The sequence below is a fragment of the Xanthomonas floridensis genome, assembly GCF_001642575.1.
Classification (GTDB): domain Bacteria; phylum Pseudomonadota; class Gammaproteobacteria; order Xanthomonadales; family Xanthomonadaceae; genus Xanthomonas; species Xanthomonas floridensis.
Genome location: NZ_LXNG01000003.1, coordinates 100,522 through 118,288, shown reverse-complemented (window position 1 = coordinate 118,288; position 17,767 = coordinate 100,522). Strand labels below are relative to the sequence as shown.

Genomic DNA, 17,767 nt, shown 5'->3' with positions numbered 1-17,767 from the left:
GTCGTGAGCGATCAGGCCTCTACAGTGGGCGATTCCGGCGCGCCACATGCGCGGCCGGACACGCCAGGACTGGATGAAAGCGTGCGTGCGGTCGGTGCTGCCGGTCGTGCCACGCTGGGCTCGGCCAAGGACACTAGCCGCGCATTGCGCCGGCTGGTGTCGGCCGATTTGCAACTGGCACGCAGCGCGTTTGGGCGTGGCCTGGCCTGGGCCTGCGTTGCCGTGGTCTTCGGTGCCTCGTCCTGGTTGCTACTGGCCGGCGCCATCATCGCCCTGCTTCAGCGTGCCGGCCTGTCGTGGTTCCAGGCGATGTTCTTTACCGCGTTGGCGAGCCTGCTGGTCACGGCCATCGCGGCATGGCGGGTGTTCTTCTATTTCGATCACACCGGCATGAATGCAACGCGCCGTCAGCTGGTCAAGCTGGGCATCTTCGATGACAGCAGCGACGACGAACCGGCGGCAGCACCTGCCAGTGGAGGACACCCATGAAGTTCGGCACCTTGCGTCAACGCGTTGAACGCGCCGAGTTCCTGGTGGAAGGCCGCGCACAGGAAACGCGCCTGCACTGGAGCGAACTGCGCACGACCTGGCGTGCCGGCTGGTCGCCGATGCGGATCATACTGGTTGGCTTCGGGCTGGGCTTTGTCACCGGCCGCAACGAGCCGCAGGCAGCGTTGGGCAGTATCGCCGGCAAGCTGGGCGGCATTCCCAAGATCCTGCAGATGATCAGCACGATCTCTGCGCTATTCACCGCGCACCGTGCGCAGGAAGCCTCCGAACAGGCCGAACGCGCTGCCGACAATGCAGAGGAAGTTGCTGCCGATCCGCCGGTAACGGTGGTGCAGGTTCCGGTGGACCAGGCAGCCTGACACTGCGCTGGCGTGTGTTTCGGCAGGCCGCGCAGCCTGGCTTTCGGCTTTGGTTTGCCTCTGGACAGTAATTCAGTCCGACACCGGCCTGGTCGTGCTACTGCGGCCGAGGCCGCCAGGTTTCCACTCTTCTGGTGACATCACGCGCACAGGCTCTGTGCGCGCTGTTGACGCGGTGTGCCGATAATGGCCCACCGCTGGCAGCACGCCAGTCTGCTGCCAGGGCGCGCATGTCTCTCTCCGTCGAATCACTGGACCCTGCCGCACCGGCAGAATCGCTTCCGCCGCCTCCGGCACCGCGTCCGCGCGCCCCTGCCTCATTAGTCGTGCTGGCCACGCTGGCTGTGGGCTACACGCTGTGGGCGGCACAGACCATTATCCTGCCGATCATGCTGGCAGCGTTCTTCGCGCTGATCGGCAACCCCATCCTGCGCGGACTGCGCAAGCTGTACATTCCACGGTTTCTCGGCGCGTTGATGGTGCTGTGCCTGGGCCTGGCGGGCACGGTCGCGCTGGCCGCGCAGCTGGCCGGTCCGGCGGCCGAATGGGTGCAGCAGGCGCCGCGACAGATGCGCCAGATTGCCCGTGACGTGCGCGATTTCACCAAGCCGGTGATGCAGGCCAACCAGGCTGCAGAGAATTTTGCACGCGCAGCGGGTGGCGAAGGCCAGCGCGGCGTGCAGATCGTGCGCACGCAGATGGACGACCCGTACAAGGCCCTGGTGCGTACGCCCAAGCTGGCTGCCTCGGTGCTTGCGGTGGTGCTGCTGACCTTCTTCTTCATGGTCTACGGCGAAAGCCTGCAACGGCATGCGATCGCCCTGTTGCCCAACCGGCAACAGCAACGCTTCACTACCGAGATCATGCTGGACATCGAGCGCGAGGTGTCGCGCTATGTACTCACCATCAGCGTGATCAACACCCTGGTCGGTCTGGTCTTTGCAGGCATCTTGTATGTCCTGCAGATTCCACTGCCCGAGGCCTTGCTGTGGGGCACGGTGGTGGCGCTACTGAATTTCGCGCCCTACGTCGGCCCACTGATCGGCGTGATGCTGATGCTGCTGATGGGCTTTGTGGAATTCCGCACCACGCTGTCTTCGCTGCTGCCGGCCATCCTGTACCTGGCGCTGCACACCATCGAAGGCCAGGTCGTCACCCCCATCGTGCTGGGCCGCCGCATGGCGATCTCGCCGCTGATGCTGATCCTGGCGTTGATGCTGTTCGGCTGGCTGTGGGGCATGGTCGGCCTGCTACTGGCGGTGCCCCTGCTGGTCTGCATCAAGATGGTGCTGAGCCGGGTCGAGGGCATGCAGCGCTGGGCGAGGCTGCTTGAGTAGCCGGGAATCGGGATTTGAGAATCGGGAATCGCAAGAGCAGTGATGCTGCCCGCAGCTGCGCTGCTCTACCCATTCCCCACTCCCGATTCCCCATTCCCGCGTAACGGCCGTAAAATCGCGCGATGAGCTTTCTCGTCCGCGCCATCACCCTCGACCTCGACGATACGTTGTGGCCTTTTGCGCCGATCGGTGCGCGCATCGACCAGGTGGTGTACGACTGGATGCGCGAGCACAGTCCGGTGACCGCCGAGCGCTTTCCGGTGGAGGCCATGCGCGAGCTGCGCGAACGCAGCTTCGCCGACAACCCGCAGTTGCATCACGACCTGAGCGCGCTGCGCCGGTTGACACTGGAGATGGCCTTGCGCGAAAGCGGCGGCGATCTGGCCCTGGTGGAGCCTGCCTACGAGGTGTTCTATGCCGCGCGCAATCAGGTGGAGTGCTACCCGGATGCGCTCGATGCGCTGGCACGCATGGCCCGGCACGTGCCGGTCGCCGCGCTCAGCAACGGCAATGCCGACCTGCAGCGTATCGGGCTGATGCACCACTTCGCCTTCCAGCTGGGTTCGCGCGAACACGGCAGCGCCAAGCCGGAGGCCAGCATCTTCCTGGCCGCCTGCGCACGCCTGGAGGTACCGCCTGCACAGGTGCTGCATGTGGGCGACCACGAGCGCATGGATGTGCTCGGCGCGCTGGATGCCGGGCTGCGCGCGTGCTGGATCAACCGCGACGGCGCGCAGTGGTCGCACCCGACCCAGCAGCCGGACCTGGAATTCGACAGCCTCACCGGGCTGGCCGATTGGCTGGATGTCCAGCAACCGCACCCCGGCGCCGCGCGTGATGGCATCTGCCTTCCCGCCTGAGCCGCCCCCATCTGGCGCATGGCGCCATTGAAGGATGTCCATGTCGCACCTCACCGGTTTCACCGATCCCACCGCCGCCGCGCTGCCGCTGCACGTGCTTGACCGCGAAGGTTTCGCGCACTGGTGCGCCGGACAGCCCACCCGCGTACTGGCGTGGGCGCAGGCACAGCGTTTCGATGCCGCGCCGGGCAGCGTCTTGCTGCTGCCGGACGACCAGGGCCTGGCAGGGGCAGTCATCGGGATCGGCGACCGCGCCGATGCCTACGCCTACGCGCACGCGCCGATGGCGTTGCCGCCGGCCAGCCGCTGGACCGTGGCGACCCCGCTGGATGAGGCCGAGCAGGCGCTGCTGCACCTGGGCTGGGGGCTGGGCGCCTACCGCTTTGCGCGCTACCGCAAGGTACCGCGCGCACCGGCCGAACTGGCAGCCACGCCGTCCGCACCGACGCGCGCCCTGATCGAGGCCTGCATCCGCGTGCGCGACTGGGTCAACACGCCCACCGAAGACATGGGCCCGGAGCATCTGGAAGCGGCCACCCGTGCAGTGGCACAGGCCCACGGCGCGCAGGTGGAGGCGATCGTTGGCGATGCGCTGCTGGCGCAGAACTTTCCCACCATCCACGCCGTCGGCCGCGCCTCGCATCGTGCGCCGCGACTGATCCAGCTGCAGTGGGGCGACGCCGCGCATCCGCATCTGGTGCTGGTCGGCAAGGGCGTGTGCTTCGACACCGGCGGGCTGGATCTCAAGCCCGCCGATGGCATGCGCAACATGAAAAAAGACATGGGCGGTGCAGCGCATGCGCTGGCACTGGCCGGGCTGGTGATGGCGCAGCAATTGCCGGTTCGGCTCACCCTGCTGATTGCCGCAGTGGAAAACGCCGTAGGCCCGAATGCCTTTCGCCCCGGCGAGGTGCTCACCACCCGCGCCGGCGTCACCGTGGAAGTGGACAACACCGATGCCGAAGGCCGTCTGGTGCTGTGCGATGCACTGAGCTACGCCACCGAGCAAAAGCCCGATCTGATCCTGGATTTCGCCACGCTCACCGGCGCGGCGCGCATCGCGCTGGGCCCGGATCTGCCGGCGTTGTTCGCCAACGACGATGCGCTGGCACAGGCCTGGATCAGCGCCGGCGAGCACACCCGCGACCCGGTCTGGCGCATGCCGTTGTGGCGGCCTTACCTGCGCTATCTCAACAGCCATGTGGCCGACATGGCCAATGCGGGCTCGCGCATGGCCGGCGCGGCGACCGCGGCCCTGTATCTGGAGCGCTTCGTGGCACCAGGCCAGCCATGGGCGCATCTGGACGTCTACGCCTGGAACGACAGCGACCGCCCGGGCCGCCCCGCCGGCGGCGAAGCGCTGGCGCTGCGCTCGGCGTTTACGATGCTGCAGCAACGCTACGGCGGCTGAGCGGCACAGGCCGGGAAACAAGCGTGCCTGTTTCGCACTGACGATAGCGACGTCTCCTGCATGCGAGACGCCGCGTTCGAACGCGTGGCGAGAAAACCTGCGCCTGCCTGGCGAAAATGGCGGAAGGCTGGTTGATCATTCTGGTGCCCTGCCATCACGCAACAACTGCTTGTCAGCAACCCGACTACCTATCTCAAGGGCGGCCCGGCGCACTGCGTTGCGGTTTCCAGAGGGCAAACGTTCAAGCGTGGTACGACGCGGGCTCTTGGGTGATGCTGAAAGACGGCATGATTCGATGCATTGCCTTTGAGCCGGCACATTCCGTTCCCTTACTGCCGCCTTGATCCGGACATCGGCAGCAAGACCCGCTTGGGCGGCGACTGACTACGTGCTGGTCGCTGGCTATGTTGCAGGCGTTCCCACCAGCCATTACCCCGGCGAGCGCAACAACGGCGCAATCGTGCGCATGCGTGTCTGCGTGGCCGGGCCGACCAGGGCAAATGCGGTCTCGCCTTCAGCCCAGTACTGCGCCAACAGCCGGCCATCGCGACGTTCGCCGGTCGGCATCGGCCCGCTGCGTGGACGCAGATACAGGCCAATGCGCGCGCCGTCGGCATCGCTATACACCAGCATCGCGGCCGCGCCTTCCGGTGTGGAGAGCAACTGCCCCCCACGCAGCGTATAGCCCTGCGCACGCAGATCCGGCACGACGCCGGCGCGGCCGAAATGCGTGCGCAACCAGGGCTCCAGCTCGCTGCGGCGCCGCACGCCCAATGCCACGCCCTGATGCGCGCCGGCATTGGCATCGGCATCGGCAAACAGGCGATACGCGGCCACGGCATCGGCCATCGGAACACGCTGGCTGGCCAATTGGCGCTCACGCAGCTGCCAGCCCAGCCCGGTGCCCAGACCCAGGGCCAGAACGCAGCTGGCTGCCACGCCGGCGATGGTGCGGCGTCGCTGCTGCAGGCGGCGACGCACGGCTGCCGGTGTCACCAAGGCAATGGACTCAACCGGCTGCGGACCTGCATAGGCCGCGCGCAATGCCTCGGCGTCGCGCTTCCAGCCGGCCACGCGTGCGGCGGTGTCGGGATGCGCCTGCAACCAGGCCGATACCCAGACGCGTGCATCGGCGTCCAGGCGACCATCGACGTAGGCATGCAGATCGTGCTCGGTGGGCGTCGGGCGCGTCATTTCAGGATCCTCAACGCCGGTTCCGGCAAGACGGCCTTTGGCGCCGTAGCACCTTCATTGAGCAGCCGCAGGCGGTCGCGGGCCCGCGACAGACGCGACATCACCGTGCCGATCGGGATGCCCAGGGTATCGGCCACCTCGCGGTAACTGAAACCTTCCACGCTGACCAGCAACAGCAGTGCGCGTTGTTCCGGCGGCAACTGGCCTAGGCTGGCGAGCAATGTCCTGCCGGCATGCACCCGCTCGGCGGAGGCGGACTGGCTTTCCTGTTGCGCCGAGAACAGGCCAAGCACGCGCTGCCAGCGCGCGGCACGCCGCTTTCCGTCCAGAAACTGGCGGTACAGGATGGCGAACAGCCAGGGCTGCAAGGCATCGGTGGTATGGCGGGTGCGCCAGCGGCGCAGTGCGCGCTCCAGGGTGGCCTGCACGAGATCGTCGGCAGCGGCCGGGTCGCCGGCGAGCGAACGCGCAAAACGCCGCAACGGGGGCAGCACCGCCTGCAGCTGGGTGTCGTCGAGCTCATGCATGGGCAGTGGTGGCAGTGGCATCACGATATGGACGCGCCGGGAGGAGGATTATTCCCTGCCTGCAGCGAACGTCTCGCACCGCATGCACGGTCGTGGAATAGATGGGTCTACGCGCCGTCTCACTCCATCCATCCACTCGGAGCCAGCCATGACGTTGCCACCTCCCTCCCCCAGACACACGCGCCGCCCGGTGCTGCCATTGCTGGGCATTGCTGCCATCGCCGGTGGGATCGCCATCGCCTTTGCCTGGACCGCCGGCTGGATCGGCGGCGACCGGCTCACCGCCGCGCGCATGACCGATACCATCGAATCCAGCGGCCCGCCGCATCCGGGCTTCCGGCGCGCGCATACCAAGGGCGTGTGCGTGAGCGGGCAGTTCCAGTCCAGCGGCAAGGCGAGCTGGCTGTCGTCGGCGCGGGTCTTCGGCCAGACCAGCACGCCGGTGCTGGGACGCATGTCGATCGGCGGTGGCGACCCGCATGGCGCCGATGGGCAGGCGCGCGTGCGCAGCATGGCGCTGCTGCTGCGCAGCGACGACGGGCAGGAGTGGCGCACGGCCATGAACAGCTTTCCGTTCTTCGTGGTGGCCACCCCGGCCGGTTTCCAGGCCTTGAACGTGGCCTCCAAACCCGACCCGGCCACCGGCAAACCGGATCCGGAAAAACTGGCGGCGTTCGGCAAGCAATATCCGGAGGCAGCCAAGTTCCAGGAGTGGGCCAAGACCGCGCCCTGGTCCGATAGCTGGGCCAATACGCAGTACAACGGCGTCAACGCCTTCCGCGCAATTGCAGCCGACGGGCGCGAGCGCTACATCCGCTGGTCGATGCGCCCGCATACGCCGTTCAAGGAATTGAGCGCCGAGCAACGCAAGCAGGCCGATGGTGATTTTCTCGCCACCGACCTGGATGCGCGGCTGGCGCATGGGCCGTTGCGCTGGGACATGGTGCTGACCGTGGCCGAACCCGGCGACGCGGTGGATGATCCCTCGCAGCCGTGGCCGGAGAGCCGCAAGCAGATCGTGGCCGGCACGCTGACCCTGGATCATGCGCAACCGCAGGCCAGCGGGCCGTGCCGCGATCTGAACTACGATCCGCTGATCCTGCCAAAGGGCCTTGCCGCCTCCAACGACCCGATCCTGGCCGCGCGCTCGTCGGTGTATTCGCAATCTTTCAACCGTCGCGAGCGCGAGATTGCCAGCGGCAAGGGCAGTGCCGCCACCGGCCAGGGAGCACATCAATGAGCCGTCCGACCCATTTCAACCTTCCCGCGCGCGTACTGCATTGGCTGATGGCCGCGATGATCCTGACCATGCTGTTCGTCGGCGTGGGCATGGTCGCCTCGGTGACGCAACGGCCGTGGTTGATCGACCTGCATCGCCCACTGGGTATCGCGATCCTGGTCCTGGCCGTGCTGCGCCTGATCAACCGCCTGCGCCATCGCCCGCCGGCACTGCCTGCGGAGTTGCCCGCCTGGCAGAAGGCTGCGGCGATCGCCTCGCATTGGCTGTTGTATGCGTTGATGCTGGGCATGCCGCTGATCGGCTGGGCGATGCTGTCGGCCGGTGGCTACCCGATCGTGCTGTGGCCAGGCGCCCACCTGCCGCCGATCGCCCCGCACGATCCGGCGCTGTATGCCTGGCTGCGTAGCGCGCATGGCTGGCTGGCGTATCTGCTGTTCGCCACCGTGCTGGGGCATCTGAGCGCGGCACTGTTCCATGCCTGGGTGCGCCGCGATGGCGTGTTTTCCAGCATGGCGCGTGGGGAGCGGTCGGCGCGTTGATGCGGTGGAGCTGGGTTGGGTGCTTGTTCCTTCTCCCGCCGGGACATTGTCCTGCTTTATGGGGGAGAAGGTGCTCCGCAGGGGGCGGATGAGGGTGCGGGCGAAGCCTCCGCGATGCTCATTCCCAGGTGGCTTCGCCCCGTATCCTCACCCCAACCCCTTAGTTCTTGGCGATGCCAGTTGATCAAGACAGTTGCTCTCCCAGAGGAAGAGGGGCCAGTGTTTAACGTCGGCGATTTGCTTTGGCCGCTGATGCAGGCGCTTCGATGCCCTTGCCGGTAGCGGCCCAGTAAATCCCGCCATACAGATGTTCGAGATAGCGCGGGTCGTTGTAGGCCTCGGCCTGGTGGCCCAGCGCAGTGGCGAAGACGCGGCCGCCCTCGAAGTGGTGGTACCACGCTACCGGATGGTGCTTGCCCATGCCCTTGGCGACCTGGCCCGGCCAGATCAGCGTGGGGTCGTAGCTGGTTTCGTCCACCGCCAACAGCGTGACCAGGTCATCGCTGTAGGGCGGGTCGTACTCGTACCACTCGTCGCTCCACACCCAGCGCTTGGGCAGGCCGGCGGTGGCCGGGAAGTTGGCGTCCACCACGTCGACCATCGCGGTCTGCAGGTAGGGGTGGGTGCGGAACGAGCGGCCGATCAAATGGTCGTACCACTCCCAGTCGCCGCGCTTGATCGCAAATGCCTTGTGCACCGCGACCACGCCGCCGCCGTTGCGCACATAAGCCTGGAAGTTGGCGCGCTGGGCCGGATCCAGGTCGGTGGCCGGTGTATTGAGCAGCACGATGGCCGCGTACTGCGAAAGATCGCCATCGAAGGCCTTGGCATTCCATGCCCACACCATCTCGACATAATGCTTGCGCGCCATCGCTTCGAACTGCGGCTTGGCGACAGGGATATAGTCGTGGTGATACTGGTTGGGAATGGCGGCGACCAAGATCTTGAATTGCTCGGCGGACGCATTGAATGCGCAGGCCAGCAGCAGGCCCAACAGCCACAGAGATTTCATGCAGTGCGCTCGCAATGACCAGGTCGGCCGGCAGTGTACCTGCGCGGCGATGGCATGCCTTCGTGCGTGTTTTGGAATAGCTGCGCGGTGTTGGCGTAGCCCGTCTACAACGCCAGCGCCATCGCGTTCGTCATGAAGCATGCAACGCGATGTGGCAAGGACAAGGCAGGCATCGCAAGATCGCTGCGCTGATGCGCTCGCTGCGAGGCCAGGTTGCTCACAACAACGCTTGTCGCAGATGCAATCGTCCTTCGAGTTCCAGTGCCTGCGATCCATGCCACGCGGATGGTGCCGGGTGCTGCGCCGGCTGCGCTGTTTACAGCCAGCCCTTCTGCCGCGCCAGCCGATACGCTTCGATGCGGTTGGCCACGCCCAGCTTGCCGATGCATTCGGACAGGTAGTTGCGCACGGTGCCGTGCGACAACTGCAGCTGCTGGGCGATCTCGCTGGCCGAGCGGCCTTCGCCGGCCAGGCGCAACACCGTTCGTTCGCGCTCGCTCAACGGGTCCGCTTCCACCCACGCATCCAGCGCCAGCTGCGGGTCGATGACCCGGCCGCCGCGATGCACCTGGCGCAAGGCGCTGACCAGTTGTTCGGCCGGCGCGTCCTTGAGCAGATAACCGGCCACTCCGGCATCCAGCGCGCGCCGCAAAAACCCGGGGCGCGCAAAGGTGGTGACGATCATGACCCGCACCGGCAGCGCCTGGCGCTGGATGCGCTGGGCCAGCTCCAGGCCGCTCAGCCCGGGCATTTCGATATCGGTGACCAGCACATCCGGCTGCAGCCGTTGCAGCTCGCGCCAGGCGCTCTCGCCGTCGCCGGCGCTGCCGACCACGTCGATATCGTCTTCCAGCCCGAGCAGGGCCACCAGCGCGCCGCGCAGCAAGGCCTGGTCTTCGGCCAACAACACCCGGATCATCGCTCGCGCTCGCAGTTGTGCAACGGTTGCGCACGATAACAGCGCGGGCCGGCGACGTGCAGCGGCCGGGCCGGTGAGCGCTCAGCGCGGCTGCGGCACCACGGGCAGCGGCAATGGTGGGTGGGCCGGCATGGAGTGCGGCAACGGCACGCTGGCGCGCAGGCGCATGCCGCGTGGCAGCGCGTCCACTTCCAACCTGCCACCCAGGGCCTGCAGGCGCGCACGCATGCCATCCAGGCCATTGCCGGGCACGATCACCCCGCCGCGTCCATCATCGGTGATCTCCAGCACCGCCCGGCCGTCGTGCGCGCGCAGGCTCACCCGGACCCGTCTGGCCTGGGCGTGGCGTTGCACGTTGGTGGCTGCCTCGCGCACCACCAACGCCAGAGCGGTCTCGTGCTCGGGCGGCAGAGGCAGCGCGTCCAGCGCGTGTTCCAGCACGATGCCGTCCATGTCCAGCAGCACCTTTGCCGAGGCCAGCTCGGCCACCAGGCCGGCGGCGCGAATGCCGGTGACAGCGCGGCGCACCTGCGCCAACGCATCGCGCGAGATCTGCGCCACTGCAGCGATCTCGCCGCGCGCCGCCTGCGGGTCGCGCTCGATCAGGCGCGCGGCCAGATCGGATTTGAGCGCCACCAGCGACAAGGTGTGGCCGAGCAGGTCGTGCAGATCGCGGCCGATACGCTCGCGCTCGGCGGTGGCCGCCAGCCGGCGCACTTCGTCCTGCGACAGGCGCAGCAACGCGTCCTTGCGCTCGTTGATGCTGTAGACCGCCATCACAACGGACATGCCCAACACCGACACCGGAAACCATACCAACCCCTGCCAGGCCATTCCGAGCCAGCGCGCCCAGGCCAGGTACAGCGCGTTCATCAGCAGCAGGATGGCGAAATGCCGCCACAGCGCATGCCGCGTGGAAGGGCGCACGCTCAGGCAGGCAAACACGAAGTAGCTGATGCCCGAGGCGTACACCGGCAGCAGCGCGGCGCTGAGCGCCCCCATCGCCCAGGCATAGCGGTACAGCGTGTCGCGCGGCGCCAGCAACATGCGCGCATACAGCAGCAGGAACAGCGGATACGACACCACCGTGCACAACAGCCAGGTGCTGTCATAGCCACGCGGGGAGAACACCGGCACCACGAACACCCAGGCCGACCACAGCAGGTGCACGCAGTCCATCCACGGCGACTGGCCGTGCGCCAGGCGCGCGGCCACCTGCGAATTTGCGGCCGGACGAAGCCAGGCCGGGAGCCTTGCATGCATCGGAGTGGATCCTTGTCGTTCAGCGGATTCTGCCACTGCCGGGTCCGCCTGGGCACGCGGCGTTGCAGAGTGAACCGGATCAGCGGCCTCATGCGCGCGCCTGCTCACGCAAAGCCCTCGCGTAGCGCGCTGCAGCGCTGCCTGCAGGACTGCATTCCATTGGAGCGGTGCTGGCGCATGCGAGGTCCAACGGTTGTTCGGTGGCGCCAGCCTGCGCGTCTGCACCGCTGGCGCACAGTCGCGCCTGTCATGGCCTGCGGGTGACAGCTGTCACTGGTGAGTGCTGCGCGCGGGCCGCATGCTGCGCGGCATTGCCACTGCACCGATCGCCCTACCGTTTGTCGCCGCGTTGGGGTTGGTGACTTCCGGCAGCTTGCGGCGCGTTTTGCAGGCGGTCACATTCTGCGCAGCCTTCTGTCCTGGTTCTCGATGAACACATCCGCCGATCTGCTTAAGCAACTTCGCATCGACCGCCAGCGCCCTGCCGCGCCACCGCCCGCACGCCGCAGCGGCTGGATCATCGTCGTCATCGTCGTTGTGCTGGTGTTGGCAGCCGCGGCGTGGTGGTTCACCCGCACTCCGGTGATCAAGGTGCAGACCGCGCCGGTGGTGGCGATCAGTGCCGGTAGCAACAGCGCCTCGGTGCTGGATGCGTCCGGTTATGTGGTTGCCCGGCGCATGGCCACGGTGTCGGCCCAGGTCACCGGCAAGGTGCGCGAGGTGATGATCGAAGAAGGCATGCGCGTCGAGCAAGGCCAGGTGATGGCCACGCTCGACCCGCTGGATGCCGATGCGCAGCGCACGCTGTCGGCCTCGCAACTGTCGGCCGCGCGCAGCCAGGTCGACAACATGCAGGCGCAGCTGGCGGTGGCCAATGCCGATGCCACGCGCCTGCAGTCGCTGGTCGGCGCGCAGCTGGTCTCGCGCTCGCAGTACGAGCAGGCCACCGGGCAACGCGATGCCTTGCGTGCGCAGTTGCAGAATGCACAACGCAACGTGCAGGTGGCATCGGACCAACTGGCCATTGCCGGCATCCGTTCGGACTTCAACGTGGTGCGTGCGCCATTCGCCGGCGTGGTCACCGCCAAGGCCGCGCAGCCGGGCGAAATCGTCTCGCCATTGTCGGCCGGCGGTGGTTTCACCCGCACCGGGATCGGCACCATCGTGGATATGGACTCGCTGGAGATCGAAGTGGAAGTCGGCGAGTCCTACATCGGCCGCGTGCAACCGAAGATGCCGGTGGAAGCGGTACTCAACGCCTACCCGGACTGGAAGATTCCCGGTGAGGTGATCGCCATCATTCCCACCGCCGATCGCGGCAAGGCCACGGTGAAAGTGCGGGTGGCCTTCAAGGTCAAGGACGCGCGCATCGTGCCGGAAATGGGCGTGCGGGTGAGTTTCCTGGAGCAGGCCACACCGCAGCAGGCGTCCAGGCCGCAGGGCGTGCGCGTGCCGGCCGCTGCCCTGGTCGAACGCGATGGCGCCACGCTGGCCTTCGTGGTCGGTGAACGCAACACCGTGGCCGCCAGGGTCGTCACCACCGGCATGGTGATGGACCAGGACCGGCAGGTGGTCACCGGTTTGAATGCGGGCGACAGCGTGGTGCTCAACCCGCCGCAGGCCTTGAAGCATGGCGACACGGTGGCCGAAGCGGAGCCTGACGCGACCGAATGACCATGCGTGGCCGCAGCGCGCAGACGCTGCGGCCACGGCGCAATCCGTGTTGTCGTTACTGCTGTACAGGCATGCCACGTTGTCGCACCAGAACCGCAGTGGGCTGGACGGGTGATCGTGCGGGTGTACAGGCGCAACGCTGCTATCGCTCCGGGCAAGCCCAGGACACTTGTGCAATGACTGCATCCGTAACGGGTGCTGCGCAGTCGATTGCCGACGCAACCAGTTGTTGAATCCGGATATCCCGATCACACGCACGCCAGTTTTGTTCAGCGCCCTGTTGCATCGCTGCCACAGCAGCGTCATCCGCCCCACCGCTTGTGCAGTCGCCGTGCCGCCCTTCGCTTCCCTCTTCCCTTGCATCGCCAGGACTCGCCATGACCGCTCTTGTCAGCTTGCGCAACATCACCAAGACCTACCAACGCGGCCCCGAGCAGGTGCAGGTGCTGCACGGCATCGATCTGGACATTGCCAGCGGCGATTTCGTCGCGCTGATGGGGCCGTCCGGCTCCGGCAAGACCACCTTGCTCAATCTGATCGGCGGCCTGGACAGCCCCAGCGGCGGCGAGATCGAGATCGAGGGCGAGCGCATCGACCGCATGAGCGGCGGACAGCTCGCCACCTGGCGCAGCCATCACGTCGGCTTCGTCTTCCAGTTCTACAACCTGATGCCGATGCTCACCGCGCAGAAGAATGTGGAACTGCCGCTGCTGCTGACCTCGCTCAATACCGCGCAGCGCAAGCGCAATGCCGAGATCGCATTGACCCTGGTCGGCCTGCAGGAACGCCGCAGCCACAAGCCCAGCGAACTGTCCGGCGGCCAGCAGCAGCGCGTGGCGATCGCGCGCGCCATCGTGTCCGACCCGACCTTCCTGATTTGCGATGAACCCACCGGCGATCTGGACCGCCAGAACGCAGAGGAAATCCTGCGCCTGCTGCAGGAACTCAATCGCGAACACGGCAAGACCATCGTGATGGTGACCCACGACCCCAAGGCCGCTGAGTACGCCACCCACACCATCCATCTGGACAAGGGCGAGCTGGCCGACGCGCCACTCGTGCTCTGAAGGAGCGCTGCCATGAAGTATCTCTCGCTGGTGTGGGCGCAGCTGTTCCGCAGCAAGACGCGCACCTTGTTGACGTTGTTGTCGGTGGTGGCGGCGTTCCTGTTATTCGGCATGCTCGATTCGGTGCGCGTGGCGTTCACCTCCGGCGGCAGCGTCAGTGGCGTGGACCGGTTGGTGGTGGCCTCGCGGCTATCGATCACCCAGTCGCTGCCGATCCGCCTGGAAGCACAGGTGCGCAGCGTGCCGGGCGTGCGCGATGTGACCTCGGCCATGTGGTTCGGCGGTATCTACCGCGACCCGAAGAATTTCTTCCCCAATTTCTCGGTGGCGCCGAACTTCTTCGACGTCTACAGCGAGTACCAATTGCCCAAGGACCAGCTCAAGGCCTTTCAGACCACACGCACCGGCGCGGTGGTGGGCGAAACCCTGGCCAAGGAGTTCGGCTGGAAGATCGGCGACACGATTCCGCTGCAGGCCACCATCTTCCCGCGCAGCGGCAGCAACGACTGGCCGTTGCAGCTGGTCGGCATCTTCCGCATGAAGGACCGCACGGTGGCGGCCAACCAGGAACGCCAGTTGATGATGAACTGGAAATATTTCGATGAATCCAACGACTACATCAAGAACCAGGTGAGCTGGATGACGGTGACCCTGAGCAATCCCGACCAGGCCTCGCGCGTGGCGCAGGCCATCGATGCGCTCTCGGCCAACTCCGATCACGAAACCAAATCGCAGACCGAATCGGCGTTCCAGCAGGCTTTCGTCAAGCAGTTCGCCGACATCGGCCTGATCGTCACCTCGATCATGGCCGCGGTGTTCTTCACCTTGTTGCTGCTGACCGGCAACACCATGGCCCAAGCGGTGCGCGAGCGCATTCCGGAACTGGCCACGCTCAAGACGCTGGGCTTCCAGGACCGCACGGTGCTCAGCCTGGTGATGATCGAATCGGTGTTGCTGATCGGCCTGGGCGGCTTGATCGGCATGGGCCTGGCCGCGCTGGTGATTCCGGCGGTATCCGCGCGCAGCGGCGGCCTGATGCCCACGCAGAGCGTGCCGCTGCAGACCTGGCTGGTTGCACTGGCCCTGATGGTCGGCATCGGCTTCGTGGTGGGTGTGCTGCCGGCATTACGCGCGCAGCGCTTGAAGATCGTCGATGCCCTCGCCGGCCGCTGACAGGAGCACACAGATGCAAAGCAAATGGAAGAACCGTGCTGCAAACCTGCTGTCGGTGATAGTGCTGGCGGTAGGGCTGGGAATCTGGATTGCGTTGCCGTGGATCGGCGTGCTGGCGATCGCGGTCGCCCTGGCGCTGTGGCTGGTGGCCACGCGCAGCGGCCGCCTGTCGCTGGCGGCCGCGCGCATCGGCATCGCCAGCCTGCCGCAACGCTGGGGTTCCACCTCGGTGATCGTGGTCGGCATCGCCGGCGTGGTTGGCGTGCTGGTGGCGATGCTGGCAATGGGCGAGGGTTTCCAGGCCACGCTCAACAGTACCGGCGATGACACCACCGCGATCGTGTTGCGCGGCGGCTCGCAGGCGGAGACCAATTCGGTGATTACCCGCGACCTGGTGCCACTGATCAGCAGCCTGCCCGGCATCGCCAGCGATGCCAACGGACGCCCGCAGGTGTCGCCGGAGTTGTCGCAGGTGGTCAACATCGCCTCGCGCGCCGATGGCACCGACGTCAACGCGCAGTTGCGTGGCGTGGGCGAGCAGGCCTGGGCGGTGCACCAGAAGGTCAAGATCGCCCAGGGGCGCCGCTTCACCCCCGGCCTGCGCGAACTGGTGGTCGGCAAGGGCGCGTTGAACCAGTTCCGCGGGCTGGAGCTGGGCAAGACGCTCACGCTGGGCAGCCAGCAGTGGACCGTGGTCGGCGTGTTCGCCTCCGGCGATGCGCACGATTCGGAGCTGTGGACCGATGCGCAGACGCTGGCCACCACCTACAACCGCAGCGCCTACCAGTCGATCAATGTGCGCACCACCGGCAAGGCTGGCTTTACCCAGTTCAAGGCCGCCATGGCCGCCGACCCGCGGCTCAAGCTGGATGTGGAAACCACCCGCGCGTACTACGGCAAGCAAGGCGGTGGCTTGAACAAATTGATCAGCATCCTGGGCACGGTGATTGGCGCGATCATGGCAGTGGGCGCGGTATTTGGTGCGCTCAACACCATGTATGCGGCGGTCGCCACGCGTGCGCGCGAGATCGCCACGATGCGCGCGATCGGCTTTCGCGGCACGCCGGTGATCATGGCGCTGATGCTGGAAACCATGTTGCTGGCGCTGCTGGGGGGGCTGCTGGGCGGGTTGATCGCCTGGGCGGTGTTCAATGGCTACACGGTCTCCACGCTGGGCAACAACTTCAGCCAGGTGGTGTTCCAGTTCAAGGTGTCGCCGGAGCTGCTGTGGAGCGGGCTGAAATGGGCGCTGGGCATCGGCTTGGTGGGCGGGCTGTTTCCGGCCCTGCGGGCGGCGCGGTTGCCGATCACCACTGCCTTGCGTGAGGTGTAGCGCGCGCCTTGGCCCGCCGGGAATCGGGAGTGGGGATTCGTGACAGCCAAGGCGGAGCAGGCGCGCTGCTGCGGCTGAACGTAGTGCAGGCTGTCATCGTTTTGTCACCGCAGTGCGGTAGATGCGCGGGCCGGCAGGCCGTAGCCTGCCCGGCCATTTGCTCCATTGATGTACCGCCATGACGCGCCTGCTTCTGCTGGCCTGCGCCTGCCTGTGGCTGGCCGGCTGTTCTTCGTCCTCCACCTCGCTCAGCGAGCGCCTGGTCGCGCCCGGCGGCGTGTCGCCGTTGCTGGACGAAGAGCGCATCGCCGCCACCATCGCCACGGTGCCCAACCGCAGTGGCCATGTGGTGACGCGCGATCAGGTGCCGATCTTCTGGCGTGCGATCGATCCCGGCCAGTACGCCATGCATTACCGCTATCTGGGCCAGCGCCAAGATCCGGCGCACGCGCTGGATGTGGACTTCAGCTTCTCCGTGCCCACCGCCACGCCGCCTGCGCCGCGCGGCACCATCGTGCTGCTGCACGGCTGGATGATGGACGGCGATTCGCTGCTGCCCTGGTCGCTGCAGCTGGCGCAGGCCGGCTACCGGGTGATCACCATCGATCTGCGCAACCACGGCCATTCCGGCGGCGGGCCGTCGGGCTACGGCACGCGCGAGTCCGATGATGTGATCGATGTGCTTAACGCGTTGCAGCCGCGTGGCGAAATCCAGGGGCCGCTGTACCTGTTCGGCATTTCCTATGGTGCGGCCACGGCGCTGTTTACCGCCGACAAGCTTGGCCCGCGCGTTGCCGGCGTGGTGGCAATGGAATCCTTTGCCAATGCCGGCCGCGGCATCCGCGACATGGTGCCGCATCTGCTGGCCAGCCAGCCCAGCGGCTGGCGTGGGCAGGCGGTGGCGGCCTATGCGCGCTGGCGCTACGCCGACCAAAACATCGATGCGGTGATCGCCGCCGCCGATGCCCAGCTCAAACTGGATCTGGACCACGTCGATGTGGTGCAGGCACTGGCGCACACGCGCAGCTGCGTGCTGCTCCTGCATGGCGATGCCGACCAGCACATTCCAGTGGCGCATGGCCGCGCACTGGCATTGGCAAGCCCGCGTGCGCATTACCTGGAACTGTCCGGCGAAACGCATCTGAGCCTGCCGCTGCGGCTGGACCTGCTCGGTGGGCCGATCGATCAGTGGCTGGCCCAGACCAGGCAGGATCCCGGCCACTGCCCAGCGCCGCAACCATTGCCGGCCTCCACGCTGGCGGTCGCAACGCCGATGACGGTGCCACGTAGCTAGGAGCGACGTACACGCGTTGGCGAGCCCTCGTCAGGTAGGTGTGGAGGGCGTTCTC

At 66.7% G+C, this 17,767-nt stretch carries 17 protein-coding genes; 12 read left to right on the top strand and 5 right to left on the bottom strand.

The features are described from left to right. The first annotated feature begins 3 nt into the window (after positions 1-3). From A7D17_RS02720 to A7D17_RS02700, 5 genes are all read left to right on the top strand, one after another. Entirely contained in the window at positions 4-489 is a 486-nt protein-coding gene (locus A7D17_RS02720; protein WP_064507682.1) for a phage holin family protein, read from the top strand. Then, the gene (locus A7D17_RS02715) at positions 486-869 is read left to right on the top strand and encodes a hypothetical protein (RefSeq protein WP_064507681.1); all 384 of its coding nucleotides are present in this window, start codon (positions 486-488) and stop codon (positions 867-869) included. The genes A7D17_RS02720 and A7D17_RS02715 overlap by 4 nt, the downstream gene beginning before the upstream one ends. Positions 870-1,099: 230 nt before the next feature. Continuing rightward, positions 1,100-2,206, top strand: coding sequence for an AI-2E family transporter (locus tag A7D17_RS02710; RefSeq protein ID WP_064507680.1), 1,107 nt, complete (start codon positions 1,100-1,102; stop codon positions 2,204-2,206). 122 nt (positions 2,207-2,328) lie between these two features. Beyond that, positions 2,329-3,066: an HAD family hydrolase gene (locus A7D17_RS02705; protein ID WP_064507679.1), complete on the top strand. Its 738-nt coding sequence runs from the start codon at positions 2,329-2,331 to the stop codon at positions 3,064-3,066. 40 nt (positions 3,067-3,106) lie between these two features. Beyond that, positions 3,107-4,477, top strand: coding sequence for a leucyl aminopeptidase family protein (locus tag A7D17_RS02700; protein WP_064507719.1), 1,371 nt, complete (start codon positions 3,107-3,109; stop codon positions 4,475-4,477). A gap of 429 nt (positions 4,478-4,906) precedes the next feature. Here A7D17_RS02700 and A7D17_RS02695 read toward each other — a convergent pair whose 3' ends face one another. Both A7D17_RS02695 and A7D17_RS02690 read right to left on the bottom strand, forming a co-directional pair. After that, positions 4,907-5,671, bottom strand: a complete 765-nt coding sequence (locus A7D17_RS02695; protein WP_064507678.1) for an anti-sigma factor family protein — start codon at positions 5,669-5,671, stop codon at positions 4,907-4,909. Further along, entirely contained in the window at positions 5,668-6,198 is a 531-nt protein-coding gene (locus A7D17_RS02690) for an RNA polymerase sigma factor (protein ID WP_064507677.1), read from the bottom strand. Before A7D17_RS02690 ends, A7D17_RS02695 begins: the two co-directional genes overlap by 4 nt. 148 nt (positions 6,199-6,346) lie before the next feature. Between A7D17_RS02690 and A7D17_RS02685 the strand changes: the two genes are divergently transcribed. Together A7D17_RS02685 and A7D17_RS02680 are read left to right on the top strand one after the other, a co-directional pair. Continuing rightward, positions 6,347-7,438, top strand: a complete 1,092-nt coding sequence (locus A7D17_RS02685; RefSeq protein ID WP_064507676.1) for a catalase family peroxidase — start codon at positions 6,347-6,349, stop codon at positions 7,436-7,438. Next, on the top strand, positions 7,435-7,977 hold the full coding sequence (locus tag A7D17_RS02680; RefSeq protein WP_064507675.1) for a cytochrome b: 543 nt from the start codon (positions 7,435-7,437) through the stop codon (positions 7,975-7,977). Before A7D17_RS02685 ends, A7D17_RS02680 begins: the two co-directional genes overlap by 4 nt. Positions 7,978-8,200: 223 nt before the next feature. Here the strand turns inward: A7D17_RS02680 and A7D17_RS02675 are convergent, their stop codons facing one another. From A7D17_RS02675 to A7D17_RS02665, 3 genes are all read right to left on the bottom strand, one after another. After that, a complete protein-coding gene (locus A7D17_RS02675) occupies positions 8,201-8,989 on the bottom strand; it encodes a ThuA domain-containing protein (RefSeq protein ID WP_064507674.1) in 789 nt (262 codons plus the stop codon). A 316-nt stretch (positions 8,990-9,305) separates the two neighbouring features. Continuing rightward, positions 9,306-9,908, bottom strand: a complete 603-nt coding sequence (locus A7D17_RS02670) for a response regulator transcription factor (protein WP_064507673.1) — start codon at positions 9,906-9,908, stop codon at positions 9,306-9,308. A gap of 81 nt (positions 9,909-9,989) precedes the next feature. Next, positions 9,990-11,171 (bottom strand): sensor histidine kinase, encoded by a 1,182-nt coding sequence (locus tag A7D17_RS02665; RefSeq protein WP_064507672.1) that lies wholly within the window; start codon positions 11,169-11,171, stop codon positions 9,990-9,992. Positions 11,172-11,600: 429 nt separating this feature from the next. Between A7D17_RS02665 and A7D17_RS02660 the strand changes: the two genes are divergently transcribed. The 5 genes from A7D17_RS02660 to A7D17_RS02640 all read left to right on the top strand — a co-directional run bounded on the left by A7D17_RS02660 (position 11,601) and on the right by A7D17_RS02640 (position 17,712). Beyond that, positions 11,601-12,845 (top strand): efflux RND transporter periplasmic adaptor subunit, encoded by a 1,245-nt coding sequence (locus A7D17_RS02660; RefSeq protein ID WP_064507671.1) that lies wholly within the window; start codon positions 11,601-11,603, stop codon positions 12,843-12,845. Positions 12,846-13,222: 377 nt separating this feature from the next. Beyond that, positions 13,223-13,912 (top strand): ABC transporter ATP-binding protein, encoded by a 690-nt coding sequence (locus A7D17_RS02655; RefSeq protein WP_064507670.1) that lies wholly within the window; start codon positions 13,223-13,225, stop codon positions 13,910-13,912. Between the two features lie 12 nt (positions 13,913-13,924). After that, positions 13,925-15,085 carry an ABC transporter permease gene (locus A7D17_RS02650; RefSeq protein WP_064507669.1) on the top strand — a complete coding sequence of 387 codons (1,161 nt, stop codon included), beginning with the start codon at positions 13,925-13,927 and terminating at the stop codon, positions 15,083-15,085. 13 nt (positions 15,086-15,098) lie between these two features. Continuing rightward, positions 15,099-16,418: an ABC transporter permease gene (locus A7D17_RS02645; protein WP_064507668.1), complete on the top strand. Its 1,320-nt coding sequence runs from the start codon at positions 15,099-15,101 to the stop codon at positions 16,416-16,418. A 178-nt stretch (positions 16,419-16,596) separates the two neighbouring features. Beyond that, positions 16,597-17,712 carry an alpha/beta hydrolase family protein gene (locus tag A7D17_RS02640; RefSeq protein ID WP_064507667.1) on the top strand — a complete coding sequence of 372 codons (1,116 nt, stop codon included), beginning with the start codon at positions 16,597-16,599 and terminating at the stop codon, positions 17,710-17,712. The last annotated feature ends 55 nt before the right edge of the window (positions 17,713-17,767 follow it).

Coding starts and splice junctions, on each gene's coding strand:
- A7D17_RS02705 (WP_064507679.1), top strand. CDS start 2,329: ATGAGCTTTCTCGTCCGCGCCATCACCCTCGACCTCGACGATACGTTG.
- A7D17_RS02680 (WP_064507675.1), top strand. CDS start 7,435: ATGAGCCGTCCGACCCATTTCAACCTTCCCGCGCGCGTACTGCATTGG.
- A7D17_RS02655 (WP_064507670.1), top strand. CDS start 13,223: ATGACCGCTCTTGTCAGCTTGCGCAACATCACCAAGACCTACCAACGC.
- A7D17_RS02660 (WP_064507671.1), top strand. CDS start 11,601: ATGAACACATCCGCCGATCTGCTTAAGCAACTTCGCATCGACCGCCAG.
- A7D17_RS02640 (WP_064507667.1), top strand. CDS start 16,597: ATGACGCGCCTGCTTCTGCTGGCCTGCGCCTGCCTGTGGCTGGCCGGC.
- A7D17_RS02710 (WP_064507680.1), top strand. CDS start 1,100: ATGTCTCTCTCCGTCGAATCACTGGACCCTGCCGCACCGGCAGAATCG.
- A7D17_RS02685 (WP_064507676.1), top strand. CDS start 6,347: ATGACGTTGCCACCTCCCTCCCCCAGACACACGCGCCGCCCGGTGCTG.
- A7D17_RS02715 (WP_064507681.1), top strand. CDS start 486: ATGAAGTTCGGCACCTTGCGTCAACGCGTTGAACGCGCCGAGTTCCTG.
- A7D17_RS02665 (WP_064507672.1), bottom strand. CDS start 11,171: ATGCATGCAAGGCTCCCGGCCTGGCTTCGTCCGGCCGCAAATTCGCAG.
- A7D17_RS02645 (WP_064507668.1), top strand. CDS start 15,099: ATGCAAAGCAAATGGAAGAACCGTGCTGCAAACCTGCTGTCGGTGATA.
- A7D17_RS02650 (WP_064507669.1), top strand. CDS start 13,925: ATGAAGTATCTCTCGCTGGTGTGGGCGCAGCTGTTCCGCAGCAAGACG.
- A7D17_RS02670 (WP_064507673.1), bottom strand. CDS start 9,908: ATGATCCGGGTGTTGTTGGCCGAAGACCAGGCCTTGCTGCGCGGCGCG.
- A7D17_RS02675 (WP_064507674.1), bottom strand. CDS start 8,989: ATGAAATCTCTGTGGCTGTTGGGCCTGCTGCTGGCCTGCGCATTCAAT.
- A7D17_RS02695 (WP_064507678.1), bottom strand. CDS start 5,671: ATGACGCGCCCGACGCCCACCGAGCACGATCTGCATGCCTACGTCGAT.
- A7D17_RS02700 (WP_064507719.1), top strand. CDS start 3,107: ATGTCGCACCTCACCGGTTTCACCGATCCCACCGCCGCCGCGCTGCCG.
- A7D17_RS02690 (WP_064507677.1), bottom strand. CDS start 6,198: ATGCATGAGCTCGACGACACCCAGCTGCAGGCGGTGCTGCCCCCGTTG.